General features: G+C 49.7%; 10 protein-coding genes. 1 reads left to right on the top strand and 9 read right to left on the bottom strand.

Annotated elements, in window-relative coordinates; all coding sequences use genetic code 11:
- Nucleotides 1-50: 50 nt before the first annotated feature.
- Entirely contained in the window at nucleotides 51-1,394 is a 1,344-nt protein-coding gene (locus tag AC1S5B_RS00715; RefSeq protein WP_482033804.1) for a TRAP transporter large permease, read from the top strand.
- Nucleotides 1,395-1,401: 7 nt separating this feature from the next.
- On the opposite strand, the gene AC1S5B_RS00710 is transcribed toward AC1S5B_RS00715, so the two are convergent.
- From AC1S5B_RS00710 to gshB, 9 genes are all read right to left on the bottom strand, one after another.
- Nucleotides 1,402-2,514 (bottom strand): TRAP transporter substrate-binding protein, encoded by a 1,113-nt coding sequence (locus AC1S5B_RS00710; protein ID WP_482033803.1) that lies wholly within the window; start codon nucleotides 2,512-2,514, stop codon nucleotides 1,402-1,404.
- An 83-nt stretch (nucleotides 2,515-2,597) separates the two neighbouring features.
- The gene (locus AC1S5B_RS00705) at nucleotides 2,598-4,772 is read right to left on the bottom strand and encodes an ATP-binding protein (protein ID WP_482033802.1); all 2,175 of its coding nucleotides are present in this window, start codon (nucleotides 4,770-4,772) and stop codon (nucleotides 2,598-2,600) included.
- Nucleotides 4,773-4,905: 133 nt separating this feature from the next.
- Entirely contained in the window at nucleotides 4,906-5,550 is a 645-nt protein-coding gene (locus tag AC1S5B_RS00700) for an SET domain-containing protein (RefSeq protein WP_482033801.1), read from the bottom strand.
- A gap of 5 nt (nucleotides 5,551-5,555) precedes the next feature.
- Nucleotides 5,556-6,551, bottom strand: a complete 996-nt coding sequence (locus AC1S5B_RS00695; RefSeq protein WP_482033800.1) for a PRC-barrel domain-containing protein — start codon at nucleotides 6,549-6,551, stop codon at nucleotides 5,556-5,558.
- Between the two features lie 51 nt (nucleotides 6,552-6,602).
- Entirely contained in the window at nucleotides 6,603-10,283 is a 3,681-nt protein-coding gene (smc, locus tag AC1S5B_RS00690) for a chromosome segregation protein SMC (RefSeq protein WP_482033799.1), read from the bottom strand.
- 133 nt (nucleotides 10,284-10,416) lie between these two features.
- Entirely contained in the window at nucleotides 10,417-11,511 is a 1,095-nt protein-coding gene (locus AC1S5B_RS00685; protein ID WP_482033798.1) for a sugar transferase, read from the bottom strand.
- Between the two features lie 198 nt (nucleotides 11,512-11,709).
- A complete protein-coding gene (locus tag AC1S5B_RS00680; protein WP_482033797.1) occupies nucleotides 11,710-12,618 on the bottom strand; it encodes an SDR family NAD(P)-dependent oxidoreductase in 909 nt (302 codons plus the stop codon).
- A 237-nt stretch (nucleotides 12,619-12,855) separates the two neighbouring features.
- Nucleotides 12,856-14,004, bottom strand: a complete 1,149-nt coding sequence (locus tag AC1S5B_RS00675; protein ID WP_482033796.1) for a PEP-CTERM sorting domain-containing protein — start codon at nucleotides 14,002-14,004, stop codon at nucleotides 12,856-12,858.
- Nucleotides 14,005-14,129: 125 nt separating this feature from the next.
- Nucleotides 14,130-15,092 carry a glutathione synthase gene (gshB, locus tag AC1S5B_RS00670; protein ID WP_482033795.1) on the bottom strand — a complete coding sequence of 321 codons (963 nt, stop codon included), beginning with the start codon at nucleotides 15,090-15,092 and terminating at the stop codon, nucleotides 14,130-14,132.
- Between the last annotated feature and the right edge of the window lie 11 nt (nucleotides 15,093-15,103).

Raw genomic sequence — 15,103 nt, 5'->3', positions numbered from 1 at the left:
TCCTTTGAATGATCTAACACCGCGAAACATCACTTTTGAGCAGGAAAACTATGGGCTTTGAATGGTTAGCGATCGCGATGTTTGTTGGCTTTTTTTTGATCCTAATGACGGGCTACCCGGTGGCATTTTCGTTTGCAGGGACAGCGATCATTTTTGGGGCGATCGGCTGGCTGGTGGGCGCGTTCGATCCGAGTCGGCTGTTGCTATTGTCGAACAATTGGTTTGGCACCATGTCCAACTTCACGCTGTTGGCAATTCCCTTTTTTGTGTTTTTGGGGGCAGTCTTAGAAAAATCGGGGCTGGCAGAAGATCTGCTGGAAACGATCGGAATTGTCCTAGGATCGCTGCGGGGTGGGGTCGCGCTGGCGGTGATTTTTGTCGGCACCTTGTTGGCAGCCACCACAGGCGTTGTCGCCGCTACGGTGATCGTCATGGGAATGCTGGCACTACCAGTAATGCTGCGCTATGGCTATGACAAACAACTGGCGGCGGGGGTGATCATCGCATCGGGCACCTTGGCACAACTCCTGCCTCCCAGTCTGGTGCTGCTCGTCTTAAGCGATCAGTTGGGTGTATCGGTGGGTGATCTCTTCTTGGGGGCGTTGATTCCAGGATTGATGCTATCGGCATCTTATGCCCTGTATGTGTTGGGACTCGCATTTCTCAAACCGAATGTCGCGCCTGCACTGCCCCTAGAAGCTCGACAAATCACTGGAATGGCACTGGTGCAACGGGTGATAAAAGCGGTCATTCCTCCTTTACTGCTGATTTTTGCCGTGTTAGGCAGCATCTTCTTTGGCATTGCCACGCCGACGGAGGCAGGCGCAGTGGGAGCGGTGGGAGCCTGTGGGCTGGCGGCGCTGAATCGGAAACTCAATTGGGCATTAATTAAATCGGCGGCTCACTCCACGGCAGTGGTGTCATCGGTGGTGTTGATGATTTTGTTTTGCTCGGCGTTTTTTAGCATTGTTTTTGATGGATTGGGCGGCAAAACCCTAATTACCAATCTGTTGGTCAATTTGCCGGGTGGCAAGATTGCCTTTCTGATTGTGAGTAATATTGTGATTTTTATTCTGGGTGTTTTTTTGGAGTTTATCGAAATTTGCTTTATCGCCATGCCCCTGTTAGTGCCTGCCGCCCAACAGCTAGGACTGGATATGGTGTGGTTTGGGGTGGTGATGGCGATTAATTTGCAAACCGCTTTCATCTCCCCGCCCGTCGGGTTTTCTCTGTTCTATTTGCAAAGTGTTGCCCCAAAGGAAGTCAGCACGGTTGATATTCACAAAAGTGCGCTGCCTTTTATGGTTTTGCAGGTGGTGATATTGCTCTTGGTGATCAGCTTTCCCCAAACCGTTCGCTGGCTAGTTGATCTGTCTGCACAGCCAATTTTATAGTTTGAGGCTATAGCTTGAGGTTGGCATAACTGTGTCGGGCAAAACTGCCTTCGTTGATGGTGTTCCAGGCATAGATGCGATCGCGGAACGGCTTCCATTCTGCAAAGATACTTTTGAAATCCGCATCTTTGGCAGAAAATTCGTCATACAACTCAAATGATGCTTTTTCCGCTGCCGCCAAGATCTCATTGCTGTAGGGTCGCAAAGTAACACCGTCTTGGAGCAAGCGTTGGAGTGCTTCATTATTTCGGGCATCATACCGAGCCAGCATCATGATATTGGCTTCAAAGGCGGCGGCTTGAATCGCTGCTTGATATTCGACGGGCAGTTTTTTCCATTCATTCAGGTTAATTTGCACCTCCAACGTCGGACCCGGTTCCCACCAGCCAGGGTAATAATAAAATTTGGCAACTTTGTGCAGTCCTAACTTTTCGTCGTCGTAGGGACCCACCCACTCCGCCGCATCGATCGCCCCTGTTTGCAATGCCTGGAAAATTTCCCCACCGGGTAAAGTCTGCACCGTCACGCCCAGTTTGCCCATGACCTGCCCCCCCAATCCAGGAATTCGCATCTTTAACCCTTGTAGGTCGCTCACCTTCGAGATTTCCTTGCGGAACCAGCCGCCCATCTGCACCCCCGTATTGCCGGCAGGAAACTGGATCACGCCAAACTTTCGCGCATACAGAGCTTGCAGCGTTTTTAGTCCCCCTGCTTCATACAACCAAGCGTTTTGCTGTTGAGCGTTTAAGCCAAAGGGTAGTGTGGTGCCAAATGCAGCAGCAGGGCTTTTACCCACGTAATAATAGCCAGCCGTATGACCACAGGGGACGGCACCTTGGGACACGACATTTAGCACTTCTAGGGGCGGCGCTAGTTCACCGGCTGCACGCGGAGTTATCTTAAATTTGCCTCCAGTGATTGCCGCCACGCGATCGCAAAATGTTTTGGCACCGCCGAAAATAGTATCCAAGGCGATTGGCCAACTCGTCGCCATTTGCCAGTTAATCGTGGGCAAAGAGGCACTCGCAGTGGATGCACCTGTATTGGCTCGACAAGCAACCAGGGCTGAACCGGTAGCGGCACTGGCGATCGCGGTCTGGACAAACTGTTTACGTTTCACGCTTTTTCTGTAGTAAAAAATCATTCGATTGTACTCGATTACGATTTACACTATCCGGAAAAAAGCATCCTCAGCCTTCTCAACTATTCATCATTTTCTTGTAATACCGGAATCTCGATCCGAAATTCTGCGCCTTTTCCGGGTTCCGAAATGCATTTGAGCATTCCGCGATGTTTTTCGACCACGATTTGATAGCTGATTGACAAGCCCAATCCGGTTCCTTTACCAATCGGTTTTGTCGTAAAAAATGGGTCAAACAGGCGAGATTGGTTGGCAGCCGGAATGCCAGATCCATTGTCGCGAATGCTGATTAGCACTGATTTAGGAACGGAGCGGAGTGCGGAAGTTGACGCAGCGTCAGAGTTCTCTTTAGGAATTACTTCAGTATGGATGGCGATGATTGACGGGCTGGCAGTAATTTCTTCCCGCGATCGCTGCTGGTTATAGTAATCCAAAGCATCGATCGCGTTGCTTAAAATGTTCATAAACACTTGATTTAACTGCCCGACATAGCATTCAACGAGCGGTAGTTCTCCGTAGTCTTTGACCACTTCAATCGGGATCTGTCCGGCGGTGCCTTTCAGTCGATTTTGCAAAATTAGCAGGGTGCTATCGATACCTTCATGCACATTTACCCGCTTCATTTCGGCTTCGTCTAACCGCGAGAAGTTTCGCAGAGACAACACAATTTCTCGAATGCGATCGGCTCCAATGCTCATAGACTCCAGCATTTTTGGTAGATCTTCCATCAAAAAGTCTAGGTCAATGGCTTGTTGGTAGCTGGCGATCGCTGGGTTAGGATTCGTGTAGGTCTCATCGTACAGTTTGACCAGATTCATCAAATCTTGGGCATACTCTGAAGCGTGAGGCAAATTGCCATAAATGAAGTTAATCGGATTGTTAATTTCGTGGGCAACCCCCGCCACCAATTGCCCCAAGCTAGACATTTTCTCCGTTTGAATCAGTTGCGCCTGAGTTTGTTGCAGAGCTTGAAGCGCCTGAGCCGATTTTGCAGTTTCCTTCCGCAACCGCCGCTCGTTCACGGTCACCTGACCCAGCAAGGCATAAAAAGAAATCGTTAGCCGTCCTAATTCATCTTCCCGGCTCATCAGTTCTTCACTCTTCGCATTCATTTCCGCCAAGCGATTGCACTCATCCATAATCGGCTGCAACCGCTGATTTAACCGCCGCACAAACAAAAACACAACGACTCCTTGAACCAAAGAAGCCCCAATGACGGCTCCTAAAATTCCGGCTGCTAGAAATCGCCAAACAGGTCCCAACACTACTGATTCCGGCACCTGTGCCATTAAAATCCAATTGTTATTGGGAATTTGCTGATACGCCCAAAATTCTGATTTGCCGTCGGCATTTTTCCAGCGTAGTACGCCCGTTTTTTCATCAGCTGTTAAATTCGTTTGGATTTTTTCCCATAGTCCCTGATAGTTACTAATTTGAGGAAAGGGCGTGAGAGCCAAGGCTTTTTGAGGATTGGGGGGATAGGCGAGCAGGTTGCCTTTCGCACTAACCAAAACAAAGTAGCCTGCATTTCGCATAGCAGGCACGTTGAGCTTTTGACTTAAGAAGCCCAATTCTAAATCTTGGCTTAATACTCCAAGAAGTTTCTGCGTGTCTGTATAGAAGGGGAGAGAATAGGCAGTGCTAACGAGTTGCTGAGGTGGATTTAGCGTTGTTTCCAGGTAGGATTCTGGCTCTAACCAAACGGGTTTACCAGCGGCGATCGGCTCGGTAAAGTACCGCTTTTGATAATCACCCGGATCGCTTTCTCCGCCCTTGGAAGTGATTTGACCGCTTTTATCCCGTACGGCATAGGGGTAGGCAAATTGACGATCTGGCAGGATTAAGCGGCTCGTGGGAGGTTGCCCGAATCCTAGCCCTGTCCCCACTGGAGAGGTTTTTAGCGATCGCCGCATCAAGTCTACATAGACCTGTTCACGCCGTTCACCCGCCCCGTAGAGGCTTTGTAATGCATCGGCAACGGTTTTAGTAGTGTATTCAACAGTATTGAATGAGCCTTCTAAACTTTCAGCTTTTACCTGAAGATTGGAGAGCAACTCGTTTTCAGATTGCCGGGTGAGTTCCCGATATGACCAATAAGTAGTGCCCAATAAGCCAATTAAGGAGCCACCCACCACGGAGAGAAATAGGCGTGATCCGACCGATCGCAGCATGGCAAAATTGGAACTGCGGCGAGGAGGGGCAGACTCGGTTGAGTTGGGTGGGGGAGTAGTCTGCATAAGGAAACTCTTGGATTGAGCATAGCGGTACTGCCGCCTATGACTACGCTGAACCAATATGCCCAGCTTAAAAAGGATTTCTTACAAATTACTCTGTTTTAGCTCGATGGGCACAAAATTGATGTGACTAGGGTCAGAGGATATTTATCCTTTCTTCTTTTTTCTTTCTTTTTTCTTCTTTCAACAAGTTGGGGGTTTGATAGTAGCAGGTGAGGATGGAATCGATCGCTTCTTTTCCCGCTGCGATCGCATTGACTTTTGCATCATGGACGGGATCAATCAAGTGCTTGAGGGGTTGCTCTACTCGGTTGAAGTATTGCATTGCTTCTGAAGCTTGGCGATCCCATTCTGGATAGTAGTGCAGCATGTCATCGGGCATGACCTTGGTGCGGGTGGTGTTTGGCTCAGGCAAGCAGTAGAAGGGTTGATCTAGGTTGAAGTAGCCGTAGTCGTCTGTGATTTCGTCGCCGGGAAGAATATCTCTGGCGGCAAGCTCAAATTTATAGGGGGTGGCGATTAGGGTTGAATTGAAACTGTGATTGACGTAGCGGGCAATATCCCAGCACAAAATGTATTGCCCATGTTCGTCGCGAAAGCAATATTTAAGCAGGCGATCGCGCAGTAGTAAATCTAAAGACATGACGTAAGCTTCGTCAAATCTCTGATCGAGTTCATCCAAAATCCAGGTAATAGTGCCTTTTGGGATGAATTGAGTTGCAAACACACCATAACCGATGGATTCGTCAATGAATCGAAGTTCTGTATGTGGATGCATCATTATTGTTAGTAGCCTTCCTCTTCATATTCAGGGGTTTTTGCTTTTTCGGGAATATTAACGCGAGGGGCATTGTAGCTACTCTCTTGTTGATCTGCCCAAGCATCTTCTTCTAAATCGTCGAATGGCGCATCGTACTGATCATCATAATCGTCGTCGTAGTCCCCTTCGCTGTAGGGTTGGATTGAAGCTTGGGGTTCACGCTCGTAGCGATCGCCCGCAGTTTTCTCACTCCAATTATCGCCGTCATCCTCCTCGTCATCGTAATAAAGCGGTTCTGCACGACGCTCTTGCTGACGAATCTGGCGGGGTTCTGGCTCTCCCCAATTATCGTCATCCCAGGTTTCTTGAACCACAGGCTCCCGCTGCCGCAGTTGAGCATTCACGGGGGTTCGTAATCCGGTTCCCAGTTGATTCTCAGACCGCATTGGGGCAATGTAGCCATCGTCGTCGTCTTGTTCCCAAGGTGGGCTACCAATCCCTAACCGCTCTAATACGCCCACTGATAGCTGGATTAGGCGGTCTTCCGAGCCTTCAAACACGATTAGGCGATCGGGTCCACTGCTAACAATTTCTTCAATCGGCAGTTCATAGGTGCTAACGACTTGATCGGGAATTAAAGGCAGACCAATAGACGCGATGATTAAAGACGTAACTTTGCCGTCGTCTACATCAAATTTGAAGCCACGTACTTTCCCTAGTAGTTCGCCGCTTTCTGTAATCACTTCAGAGTTAATTAAGCTGCTGTAAATTTCTGTATCAATGTCTTCGATCACATCTTCATCGTCTACCAGAATGACATCACCAATTTGCCGAATGCTAGTTAGCAGCATCGGTTGAGGAGTGCCATAGAGCAGATTAGGACGAAGACTCAGCGCTACAACTTCGCGCTGATCAATATCGACCCAAAGTTGACTGACTACGCCAAGCTTTTTTCCACTATCGCGAGTGACCACTAACGTACCCAGAATGTCAGAGCGTTGGCGAATTGCTTCAGATGCCATTTATTTTTTCCCGAATCCTAATCCGCGAGTCATGTTAGATGTTACATCAAATCACAAAGAGGCTCTTTGTGGAACTAGGTCAATTCCTAAAACTTGGGTGAACGCACCACGAGCTTGGGTCACACCAATTTGACGCTGGGCAGATTCAATCATAGGACGACGAAGACTCACGACAATAAACTGCGCCTGCTGGGATTGCTGTTTGATCATTCTAGCTAATCGCTCTACATTTGCCCCATCAAGAAACATATCCACCTCATCGAAGGCGTAAAACGGGGAGGGACGGTAGCGCTGGAGGGCGAAGATAAAGCTGAGAGCGGTGAGGGATTTTTCGCCGCCGGACATGGACGCAAGCCGCTGAATAGGTTTGCCTTTGGGATGGGCAACTAAGTTTAAGCCCCCGTTAAACGGATCGGTGGAATCATCCAGTTGCAGATGTCCGTCGCCATCGGAGAGGATGGCAAAAATGGATTGAAAGTTTTCGTTGACGGCATCAAAAGCTTCTTTGAAGGCGCGTTGTCGAAGGGTGGTGAAGTTTTCAATACGGAGCAAGAGTTCAGTGCGTTCTTCTTCTAAGGTGCGGAGTTTTTCGGTCAGTTCATCCAGTCGGGCTTGGGTGCGATCGTATTCTTCTAATGCCAACATGTTGACGGGTTCCATCGACTGGAGGCGCTTTTGCAGCGATCGCAGTTCTTGCTGGAGTTGTTCTAAGCCGATGTCTTCGGGTACTTCGGGCAGGGGATCGGGCAGGTTAGCGTGCTGAGCCTGGACTTGCTCTTGCAAAGCGATGAGTTGTTCCCGGCGGGTTTGCTGAGTTTCCTGAACCTTTTGCCGATCCCATTCTCGCTGTTGCTGCTGCAATTGGCGATCGCGCAGGTGCCGTTCGGCGCTGTCTCGTTGGCCTTTTTCGGCTCCTAGTCGTTTTTCCAGGGAAACTTGGGTCGATCGTGCCTCGGTAATCTGGTCGTTAATGGTGGACTGCTGAGTGCTGAGCGCGGATTGCTGCTGGAGCTGGGCGGTTTGCTGGGTGCGATACTCCTGTAAACGCTCCTGAGACTGAGCAATTTTCTCGGCTAAACGCTGGAATTGGGTATCTAAATCGCGCAGGCGTTGTTCGACGGTTCGCAGTGCCAGTTCTTTTTGGCTGAGGTCGGCTTCTTGCGATCGCAGAGTTGTTTGAATTTGTTGCCATTCGCTGTGGGTGTGGGATTGCTCTAACTCAGTCAGGGTTTGCCGTAATTGGTTTAACTGGGTTGATTGAACGGGGATCGCGGCTTCTAAAGCCTGTAAGCGGGTTCGGGCGGTGGTGAATTCTTGGGTTTGATGGGTGTGCTGATCGTGCAGGTGAGCAACGTTGGCTTCTAGGGTTTGCAGGTCTTTAGTCAATTGGTTTTTTTGAATCTCGATTTCCCGGTGCTGCTGACGGTGTTCGGTCAGGGCTTGAGTTCGCTCTCGAACCAGATCCGTGGCGCGGTGAATGCTGTTGTCGCAGTGAATCAGGATGCGATCGATTTCCTGGAGGCGATCGCGCAACGCTCTCACTTCATCGGAGTCATCCGCATCCATGGTGCCAAAGTGGAGAGATGAGCGAGTGTTGCTACTGCCTCCGGTCATGGCTCCAGAAGATTCCAGCAGGTCGCCGGTAATTGTCACAATCCGGTAATCGCCTAGATGACGACGAGCATCGCTGAGGGTTTCAAACACAACGGTGGAGCCGAAGACATAGGCAAAGACATCGCGATAGCGATCGTCAAATTCAATCAGGTCGAGGGCATAGCCAATGCAGCCAGCGATCGATCGCAATGTCCCCCGATTGGGCGATCTCCCCGCTTGAATTTTATTCAGTGGCAAGAAGGTCGCGCGTCCGGCTTTGCGCTGTTTCAGCAGTTCAATGGCGGCGGCAGCAACGCCATCATCGTCCACGACCAGATTTCCCAGTCGGGCACCCGCCGCAGTTTCTAGCGCCAGTCGATAGCGGGGTTCCACCCGTCCCAGTTGGGCAACTAAGCCGCAAACGCCGGTCAAGTTCATTTGCAGAATCAACTGGGTGGCGTGGGTGCCTTGGGCTTCTTGGAGCGCCTGAGTTTGGGCTTCTAGCTTATCGAGGCGGCGCTGTTTTTCCCGTTGTTCATTGAGCAGGCGATCGCGGGTTTCTCGTTGAATTTGCACTTCTTGCTCGGCATTTGCCAATCCTTGCGCTAGGGATTGCACCTGTTGTTGAGCCGCCACGAGTTGAGTTTCGACCGTAACTTGCTGAGTCTTTTGGGCGGCAATCTGCTGTTCTAAAGTTTGCTGGTTTTGGGTTTGCTCTTGTATCTGGCGCTCTAATCGGTGGATGCGCTCTTGCAGTTGGGCTTGCTCCGTGCGTTGCGGGTCTAGAATCGCCAAAATTGCATCAATTTGATGCCGCAGATTTGTTTGCTCTTGCACCCAGGCTTCGGCACTGGCAGCACTGGCACTAGCGACTTCGCGGCTGTGGTTTAGCTGTTGGTGGGCGCGATCGCGCTCTGCCTTCAACGTCACAAAATCCCGCGTCTCTAATATTTTCTGCTCTTGAGTCAAACCATTCAACTGTTGCTGCTGCTCTTGTAGTTCTTGCTGCGCGCGGCTCAAATTCACGGTCAACTCGCGGCTAGACGTTTGCAACTCTTGCTCTTGCCGCTGCAACTGGCGCAATTCGGCTTCGCGAGTTGCCAAAGTCGCCTGTAATGCCAGCAGTTCTTCTTCGCCTAAGGCTTTGACACGGACGTTGAGTTGGTCGAGCGCGGCGGTGGATTGCTGAATTTCACTGGCAAGGAGCGCCAGTTGGTCAGTCAGATCGGCGATCGCCCGTTCGTCGCTGCTAAGCTGCAGTTGCAGTTGCAGCACGGCACGGGTCGATTGGCGATATTGAATCACCGCATCCCATTGTTCTTTGCGCTGTAGCTCTTGCCTGAGCTTTTGATATTTTTCAGCCTTAATTCGGTCTTGGGCAAGGCGATCGCGCTGGTCAATCAGTTCTCGCTCAACGATGTGATATTTGTCTTCCCGATCTTTGACAGCATTCAGTTTTTCTCGCGCCTGGACAATTTTGCGATCGAACGCTGCCACACCTGCCAGTTCATCAATAATTTCCCGGCGCTCTCGCGAGTTCATCGAAATAATTCGCGTCACATCCCCTTGCAGCACGACGTTGTAGCCTTCAGGATAAACCCGCAGCCGATTTAAGGAGTCGTGCAGTTCGGTGAGCGTGCAGGGTTCGCCATTGATGTAATAGTTTGAGGTGTAGGTGCCCTGTTGGGTCACCCTCAGCTTACGGGTGACGCTCCATTCTCGTGCGGCGGCTTGATGCCCGTTCCCGTTACCCTTTGCGCCATGCTCAGTCTGTTCGTTAAGCTCCGCACCATTCAATGAATCGGACTCAATCGCCATTGAACCATCCGCATTCACCGATTGCTCAATTTGGTCATCCACCGATAGTGGCTCATCGCTCAGGTCAAAAGTGACGGTGACGCTGGCTTCTACGGTGGAACGATTGCGTGTGCTTTGAGTCTGGTTTACGAGGTCGGGGAGCCGTTCCGCCCGCATTCCCTTAGAGCCTGCTAATCCTAAACAAAACAGCAATCCATCAATCAAATTAGATTTACCTGACCCGTTTGGACCGGAAACCACGGTGAACCCCGGCAGTAAGGGAATGGTCACCTTGCCGCCGAAAGATTTGAAGTTAGAAAGTTCCAGGCGCTTAATATACACAGCCTGTTAGGTTTAGGGTTTAGAGAAGGGCAAGAAGTCGTGTTAAGTGTAATGGCTAACCGTGAAACTAAACAAAAATCTCGAAATTTTCCTTCCTTGTAGCACAAACCAGAACAAGCATCTTACAAGAAAACTACATTGCGCCGGATTTTTTATTGAAGATAACCAGAACGGTCTTGACAATTAGCTCTAGATCGTATTTTAGGCTCCAGTTTTCCTGATATTTCAGGTCAAGCTGCACGATGTCTTCAAAGTTTTTCACGGACGATCGCCCGTTTACTTGCCATTCTCCCGTCATGCCGGGTTTAATATCCAACCGCTGCCACTGAGGAATCTCATATTTTTCCACTTCATCTGGAGTCGGCGGACGGGTGCCCACCAAGCTCATTTCACCCTTGAGTACGTTCCAAAATTGGGGCAGTTCGTCTAGGCTGGTTTTTCGCAAAATTCGACCGACGCGGGTAATCCGAGGATCGTTTTTCGCCTTAAAGATTGCGCCTTCGGCATCATTTTGAACCAAGTGCTTCTTGGCTTCGGCATCGGTCCCCATTGACCGAAACTTCCACATTTTGAAGCGCTTGCCCATTTGAGAGCAGCGGACTTGCCCAAAAAACAGGGGGCCAGGGCTGTCGAGCTTTATGGCGATCGCGATCGGAATAATTAGCACACCCGTAATCAGTAGCCCAATCATGGAACCCACAATATCAATCATCCGCTTGGGCACCGATTTGACAGAAGGATGAGTAATAAACGGCTGCTCATCCGCTTTCACCATATTTCTGAGACGCTGGGGCATTAACCGACCTGGAGTATTCTCAGCCGAACCCTGCATTGAGTTTGGAGATGAAGCAGCAGACTGAGAATCTGTCATGGAGCTAGAGGAAAAGACCGATGGCACCCCCTGTTCAATCACAAAAAATTTATCTAAATCAGCCAACGCTAGGGCTGACATCACTTGTGGCGGCACATTTTGTAACACAAGATTAAATCCTGTTTTTTGCGCCATTTTGCGGCTGGCAACGAGGGAACCAATACCGCTGCTGTCCATAAACTTGGTTTCACTGAAGTCCAGCGCAATCCGCGTTAAATCAGGATTATTTTGACAAACTTCTTGAAAGATCTGCTTAAACTCCACTGCTTTTTTGACCGTAAAAACGGGCGGAATCCGAATAGAGCAGGCGTGATCCAATATTGTTACTTGATTAGGGTTTTCGTTAGATTCAACCACGGCGCTAGCTCAACTTGTGTAAGTGGACTATGTAATTGGTAGATAAGACAGCCTATTGAACTGAAATATGCTGTAATGTTGCACCCTACACTTTCATCATGAGATCGTTCAATGAGTTGTGGAAATCGAGTCATTTGTGATCTTTTGAACCCGCTTCACCAGCATTCACCGATCAATCAGCCTCACAGCAAAATCCAATCATTGGTGCGATCGCTTCCAATCCTCCGCAACCAAATCAAGCCCATAGAAATGCTGCCAGAAGCGATCTACAGTTCGAGTAGACAGCACCTTCGTTAGGAAAAACAATAAAAACCGACCTCCCGTGGCTGCCACATAGCGCGGCTGAGGACGACGGGTATTGAGTGCTTTGATAATCACTCCTGCCACTTGCTCCGAAGTCCAAGCGTTAGCGCTTGTTTGCTTCTCTAGCGCCTCCATTTTTAGAAAAGCTGCATGATAGGGCGTAGCTTCTGGGTTGGGAAATATTTTCGTAATCTCTTGCCTCACCACTTCAAAAAAATTTGTGCTGACGGGACCCGGTTCAATCACACTCACCTGAATGTTAAAAGCCTGTAGCTCCATTCGCAGAGTATCACTAAGGGCTTCGAGGGCAAATTTGGAAGCGCTATAAAGCCCTCCAAACGGAAAGGCGGTTCTGCCACCGATGGAACTGATGTTGATAATTTTGCCGCCGCCGCGATCGCGCATTGCCGGGATCAGCGCTTGAATCAGCGTCAACGGACCTAACACATTTACCTCAAACTGACGACGGGCTGCTTCAGGCGGCACCAGTTCTAAAACGCCCATTTGTCCATACCCTGCATTATTGACCAGTGCATCCACCTGACCAAAACGCTCTAATGCAACTTTTGCAAGCGCTTGAACTTGATCAAGCTGCGTTAGATCCGTGGCAACGGTTAGCGTTTCTGCACCAAATTTATGGCATAGGGCGGCTACTGCATCAAGTTTTTCGAGGCTACGAGCCGCTAAAACTAATCGAATGCCTGGATATTGCTGGGATAAAACCTGCGCGAGGGCAGCACCAATTCCGGTAGAAGCACCTGTGATTAGAACGACTTGTTCGGCAAGGTTAGGAGATGGAGGCATGAATTACGAGGAAACCAATCCATTCGGTGAGGACGCTACTATCTTGGCATCCTGCGGGGTAAACCGCACTAATTGTGCCCATAGGATAAAGAGTTTCAACGTATCTTCATCAAGATATTTTTTGGTTTCAGGTTTCAGGGGTCGGGTTTCAGGTTCTATTTTAGGCAAGCGGAAAAACATCTGTAGTTTTTTCCGCTTTGCACACCAGACTCCGCATTCGCTGACTGTCACGGAGATCTATGCACCCTGACTGGTTTTCAGTCGGCGTTTGAGGGCACGAAGTCCACCCAAGCCCAATAGTGCCCCCAGAATGGTTGCAGGTTCGGGAACTGCTTCCGCCGGAACCGCTGTGATGCCGATGGGACGGAGCAAGCTGCCATCAGTAAATAAATCCCCTGAGAAAACAGAGGCGCTTCCTTGAGCTTGGTCAAATGCCAGAATTGAGCCAATGTTTTGGTTACGGGTATCGAACCCGATCGCGTACAGGCTGTTGCTATCCGTACCAAACGTCAGGCTACCAACGAAGTTTTTGCTGGGAGTGGTGCCGGTGTAATTGGTGGACAGAATGCTCAAAAGAGTTCCTGCAAAGTCATACTGGCGAATACCACCCGCAAAATCACTCACATAAAGACTTTGAGCATCGGGCGCGATCGCCAATCCCAAAAGGCTGATAAATCCGGGTGATTCGGGCAAGAGTGCGGGTTGATCAATAAAGACGGTGGGCGTAGTGGTCGGTGCTACCCCCAAGACTTGCTCTGGGCTATAACGCAGAACTTGACTGGCATAGAGAAATCCCAGATCCCCAGTCGGCTGATTGACTGTACCTTCCGTGGTGACATATAAACTGCCATCAGGTGCAAACAGCAGCCCATTCGGACCATTCAACCCATTAAGGCTGCCCAAGCCGCCATTGTTATCAGACGCAAAAACACTTAAAAAATTGCCCGTTGTCCCATCAAATTTAAGGATTTGATTGCTACGGAAACTACTGACATATAGGTTGCCATCGGGTCCAAAGGCGTTGCCATAGGGACGAGTTAGCCCATTGCCCGATGCTGCCACGCCTAAATATTGCCCGTAGGGACTAAACCGCAGCACAGCAGAATTAGTGGGATAAAGGGGATCAAATAAATTGCCGCCACTGTCGCCTCCCACACTGACATATAAATTGCCATCGGGTCCAAAGGTGAGATCGTCTGGATCTTCTAATCCGTTACTTCCGGGACTGGTAAAGTCTCCTAAGAAAGTTCCGGTAGTCTCATCAAAACGAATAATGCGATCGCTGGCGCTGTTACCAACGAGAAGAGCCGCGTTTGCTGACGTTGAAGTGATGCCTAGGATCGTAAAAACACTGAATGCAACAGAAGCTTTGAATGAGTTGATCATGAAGTTTTCAAATCGGCACGATAGATATGCTGATTGTCGAAGTCTCAGTATATCTACGATGTATTCAAGACAACGAAATTCTAAGGTGATCTGTAAAGATACGGTGAAGCTTGCCTGATTGTAGCTTAGGGTCTTTTGCCAATCCACTCAACTACTTGCTGTCCTAAGCGGAGATTGTCGAGGCGATCGATTTCTCGAATGCCTGTGGGGCTGGTCACATTCACTTCGGTCAGGTAGCCGCCGATAATATCGATTCCCACAAAGAGCAGTCCATCGCGGCGCAGGGTGGGTGCAAGCTGAGTGCAAATGTCTAATTCGCGATCGGTAATCTCAGTTTGGGCAACTCTGCCGCCCACTGCCATATTGCCGCGAAACTCTTTTCCGGTGGGAATGCGGTTAACGGCTCCAATCGGTTCGCCGTTCAACAAAATAATCCGCTTGTCTCCCAGTTTGGCTTCTGGCAAGTAGGTTTGCACCATCACAGGCACCTGACCTTGAAAGGTGCTGATTTCCACTAAGGAATTGAAGTTGCGATCGCCGGGGTCAAGAAACAAAATTCCTTCCCCTGCCTTGCCGCCCAACGGCTTGATAATGGCGGCTCCCTGGCGCTCCAAAAATTCCCGAATTACCTGCTTATCCTGACTCACGATGGTTTCAGGAATCGCGTGAGTGAATTGCAGCGCATACATTTTCTCATTGGCTGCTCGAATGCCTTGGGGCGCATTGATCACCAGGGTTTTTGCCGGATCGACATAATCTAAAATGTAAGTCGCATAGAGATAGGGCACCGTGACGGGCGGATCGGTTCGCATGAAAACGGCATCCATTTCTTCTAGCAGTCGTCGTTCCAGTTTACCTACTTCAAACCAAGGCGTTGCCGCGACCCACAGTCCCTCTACTAAAGTGACTGGTGTAAGCTGCACCGACTGAAGCAATGCCGATGCTTTGCCATCGCTAACTGCAAGCGAATTGACCTGAGTAATCCAAACCTCATGCCCCAATACTTGGGCAGCTTCCATTAACGCCACGCTGGTGTCGTGACCAGGATCTAGGCGGGCGATCGGGTCAATGATAAATGCAAATTTCACAGAGTCATTCC

The organism is Leptolyngbya sp. CALU 1928 (assembly GCF_056784215.1).
This window is presented reverse-complemented; position numbering and strand designations above follow the sequence as displayed.

Bases quoted from the DNA above. Each gene is read 5' to 3' on its own strand.
- AC1S5B_RS00715 (WP_482033804.1), top strand. From the start codon at position 51: ATGGGCTTTGAATGGTTAGCGATCGCGATGTTTGTTGGCTTTTTTTTG.
- AC1S5B_RS00705 (WP_482033802.1), bottom strand. From the start codon at position 4,772: ATGCAGACTACTCCCCCACCCAACTCAACCGAGTCTGCCCCTCCTCGC.
- AC1S5B_RS00700 (WP_482033801.1), bottom strand. From the start codon at position 5,550: ATGATGCATCCACATACAGAACTTCGATTCATTGACGAATCCATCGGT.
- AC1S5B_RS00695 (WP_482033800.1), bottom strand. From the start codon at position 6,551: ATGGCATCTGAAGCAATTCGCCAACGCTCTGACATTCTGGGTACGTTA.
- AC1S5B_RS00680 (WP_482033797.1), bottom strand. From the start codon at position 12,618: ATGCCTCCATCTCCTAACCTTGCCGAACAAGTCGTTCTAATCACAGGT.
- AC1S5B_RS00675 (WP_482033796.1), bottom strand. From the start codon at position 14,004: ATGATCAACTCATTCAAAGCTTCTGTTGCATTCAGTGTTTTTACGATC.